Origin of the sequence: Persicitalea sp., from assembly GCF_041751555.1 — a bacterium.
Classification (GTDB): domain Bacteria; phylum Bacteroidota; class Bacteroidia; order Cytophagales; family Spirosomataceae; genus Persicitalea.
In genome coordinates this window covers 1-4,176 of the sequence record NZ_JBGSXF010000495.1, presented here as the reverse complement: position 1 = coordinate 4,176, position 4,176 = coordinate 1, and the positions used below count along the sequence as shown (strand labels likewise).

The 4,176-nt window shown below is 53.3% G+C and carries 2 protein-coding genes; one reads left to right on the top strand and one right to left on the bottom strand.

Annotated elements, in window-relative coordinates; genetic code table 11:
- Positions 1-462 precede the first annotated feature (462 nt).
- On the bottom strand, positions 463-1,851 hold the full coding sequence (locus ACEW8P_RS17375; RefSeq protein WP_373514342.1) for a DUF4038 domain-containing protein: 1,389 nt from the start codon (positions 1,849-1,851) through the stop codon (positions 463-465).
- Positions 1,852-2,134: 283 nt separating this feature from the next.
- Here ACEW8P_RS17375 and ACEW8P_RS17370 point away from each other — a divergent pair.
- A partial coding sequence (locus ACEW8P_RS17370; protein WP_373514341.1) for a SusC/RagA family TonB-linked outer membrane protein occupies positions 2,135-4,176 on the top strand: 2,042 nt, incomplete at its 3' end.

The following is a 4,176-nucleotide window of genomic DNA, read 5'->3' as shown; positions in this document are numbered from 1 at the left end:
GCGTTTTCCTGCCCGTTTCCCGGCTCACGAATGCCCACCGGAAAAACATTATCGACTCGTTGCGTAAAGCTGCCGTTGCTATCGGGCAGCTTCTGGCGAAAAAATAGTACTAAGTGTAAGTTCGGTCGCGCCGAATTCTAATTCAATTCCGTGATTCATAAATTTCAGTTCATGAGATCGCTGCTCTGCCGATTGAGGGCTAAACTCATGACCATTGACCTTTCAGTAGAAGATCTTCATGACCTACTACTTTTTTAATACCTCTCCCGGCCCGCCGGAAACCCGTTTCACCGCTATTTGGCACCCGAACGCCGAAACTGCCCAATGGGCTGGGTTAAGAAAAGGAGTAGACGCTCATTGACAGTTGCGCCAAGGTCGATCTGAACGTTACGCAGGCGGCTGACGTGCATAAAAAAGCAATTCCAGGTATCAAAAAGAAATCTGACTGATTTTTTAGTTCACTCACCGGGTGCCTTCGATCAGGCTTTTCTTCTCCGCTGTTTCAGCGGTGATTTCGATAAGTAAATCATCCTGAAAGGGCGGCAGGGCCAGTTCCGTCAAATTTTGCAAACCTTTCGACCGGAATTCAGCGGCCTGCACCACTTTGAGCGTGGCGGGTTCGAGAAAGCGTACGGCGTAGGTGCCGTTTTTAATCCTGACCGCAGCCTTCAAGGCGGGTACCCGCTGCTGTGACTGCTTGGCTGCGCAATAGATAACCGCCAAGTCGCGGTCGGGCGTAGCCATCACAGCCGACACCAGGTTGTCGGCGTCCAGCTTGAACAAGGTGAAGTTCTGCTCCATTTTCCAGAAAGGGATCGACTGGTAATAGTTCACCATCGGTACAAGGGACTCGTAGCCCGCCGCGAAGTAGGTGGTGTCGTTGATTCCCTCGCAGCCGTCCCAGGAGTGCCAGGTCCAGAAGCAGCCCGAGTTGGCGAAGACCCATCCCTGCTTGCGGCGGAAAATGGGGTCATCGTTTTTATGGCGCATCTCGCGGCCTGATTCGTTGTTGAAGGCGGGTTTGCCGTACTGGCCCGTGTTGCGGGCAATTGACAGGTACCAGTCGGCCAGGTCGTACTGCGGCTGGTTGCCGGTGCAGGTGTGGACCACGGCCAGATCCATCCACGACTTGTGCGGCCACAGGGCGTCCTCGGTCGTGCCGTCGGACGAAATAACGGGATGGTGATACGGGTCGTTTTGCTTAAAATACGCCCCGGCGATGTCCTGGAAGCCTTCGTTGCCGATTTCCTCGTTCATGATTTCCCAGGCCAGGATGTTGCTGTATTTTCCCAGGCGCTCGATAGCGTAATCCCAGTATTTTTTTTGGGCGGCCGATTCCGCTTTTTCGGGTTTTAGGGTGAAGTACAGCACCAGGTCGATGCCGATGCCCTGCGCTCCGGCCAGCCGAATCCTCTCCTCGACGCGGTTCCAGTAGGGTTCGTTGAACGAGGCGTAGTCGGGCTGCGCTCGGGTGCCGCCCCAGGGCCACAGGTCGTAATTCAGTTCTTTAAAATACGGAGTTCCTTCCAGGCAGACGCGAATGACGTTAGCTCCGTGTTTCTTCGTATGCGCCAGCACCGCCGCCGGGTCGGCACAGGCAAAGTACGCCCAGGCGGTTTTGTTCAAAACGTACAGGAAGTTCCCCTGGTCGTTTTCCAGGGCGTGGGGGTAGCGGACACTCGTCCGGTAGGGAGAAGCCCACGCATTATCGTAGGCCACCGATTGCTTTTCCGGCTGGCGACTGCTGCGGCACGAAAGACACAGGCAACTCGCAAGCACGAAAAGGGAGAGGCTAATTTCCAGCATACCGGATTTTAGTATGGTCGTGGAGGCTTTGTTTTGAAGGATCACTGGATGATTGTGTTGATTCCCAAAAATTGTACACATAATCTAACTATTGCTGTGGGTTGATAGTGTAAACTGAGAGTTGAAATGGCGGATTTCAACCGATTTGAGGCGTAGAGACGCAAACTTATAAAATTTTTTCACGAAAAATTAGTAGTTTTCAGAAAACTGTGTACTTTTGCTACCAAACTATGAATACAATTAATCCCCTAACTATATACAATAATTCCTTGCTGCCTATCCAGAATTTAACTTTTACAAAAAAACCACTTAACCAAACCTGTTCAATATGAAAACAAAACTAGCGCTGATAGTCAGGGGGCTGCTCCTGTTGCTGTGGTGTCTCGGACCTCTGGTGGGTAAGGCCCAAACCAACGCCACCGAACGCCAGGTGAGCGGTACGGTTCGCGACGAAAAGGGCGAAGGACTGCCGGGCGTGAGCGTGGTGCTGAAAGGCACCCAGAAAGGCACCACGACCAACACCGAAGGAAAGTTTACGGTGCCGGTTTCCAACGAGAACGCCGTGCTGATCTTCTCCTTCGTGGGCTACGAGTCGAAGGAGGTGGCAGTGGGCAACCAGACTGCGCTCGAGGTTTCCCTGCCGACCGACAACAAGTCGCTGGAGGAGGTGGTCGTGGTAGGCTACGGCACCCAGAAGAAGGTGAACCTGACGGGCAGCGTCTCGACCATCGACGCCACCGAACTGGTGAAAGTCCCCATGCCTTCGCTGGCCCAGCAAATCATGGGCCGCACGTCGGGAATTTTTATCAAAAACGTCAACGGCCAGCCGGGCGAGAATAAGACCTCGATCAACATCCGGGGTTTCGGTACGCCGCTTTTCGTGATCGACGGGCTGCCCGCCACCCAGAACGACTTCAACCAGATTGACCCCAATGAGATCGAAAATTTCAGTATCCTGAAAGATGCTGCCTCGGCGGCGGTATACGGCGCCAGGGCGGGCAACGGAGTCGTGCTGATCACCACAAAAAAGGGCGGGCTGTCGAAGGCGCAGATTTCCTACAACGCCAACTACGGCTTGCAGAATTTCTCAATCATCCCCAAGTTCGTCAACGCCGAGCAGTACGCCCGCATGGAGAATATGGCCCGCTACAACGAAGGGCTGGATCCGGTTTGGACCAAGGACGACCTCCAAAAGTTTGCCGACGGCTCAGATCAGCAAAAGCATCCCGACACCGACTGGTGGAAAGAAACGCTGCGGAAAACGGCCCCGCTCATTCAGCACAACCTCAACGTGCGGGGCGGCACAGAAAGCATTCGGTATTTCGTGTCGGGCGGCTATCTGACGCAGCAGGGTTTGGAGCGGTCCGGCGACACCAAGAGCGACCGCTATAACCTGCGGTCGAGTATCGATGTCAACGTGACCAAAAAGCTTACGATGGGTGTCAACCTTTCCATGATTTACCAGAACTATATCGGGTCGTTAATCCAGTTGGAGCGCACGAGGGATTTAACCGGCATAATGTCCCGAATTTTCCGGTCAAAACCCTTCTTCCCCGCCCAATACCCCGATCCGACCAAACTGCCCACCATGGGCGGTGGGGACGATGCACCCACGGCGCTGACGGAAATTGACAATGTCGGCTACAAGCAGAGTAACAAACTGACGGGTGATGCCAAGCTTAACTTCACCTACCAGTTGCCATTCGGCATCCAGGCTCGCGCCAACTACCGTTTCTACCGATTGACGGACGAATACAAGGAAAAACGAAAAAAGACCCCGACTTATAACTACAATTTTGACACGGATCAGTACACCCTGGTGCGTTACACCTCCGACCCTTCCAGGCTTCTCGAAAGAAGATCCGTCGAAAGCAACCTGGATCAGCAGTATTTCCTTACTTGGAACAAAACATTTGGTAAGCACTACATCGATGCCCTGCTGGTACACGAGATACTTTCGGGCAACAGCAACTACATCGAGGCGTCGCGGCAGCGCTACGACTTCGACATCGACTACCTTTTTGCTGGCCCCGACCTGGATAAGAACAACACCGGTTCGGCCTCGCAAACGGGCCGGAAGGGCTGGATTTCCCGACTCAACTACGATTACCAAGGTAAATACTTAGTGGAAGTTAATGGACGACTCGATGCCTCGCCGAGCTTTCCAAAAGAGACACGCTGGGGATTCTTCCCCTCGGCTTCGGTAGGCTGGCGAATTTCGGAAGAAGATTTCATCAAAAATAAACTGGATTTTCTGACCAATCTGAAATTGCGGGCCTCATACGGCAAGCTTGGTTACGACAACATCGGCAACTTTCAGTACCTGCCCACGTACTCCATCACCTCGCCGTATATTTTCGACGGAACGAG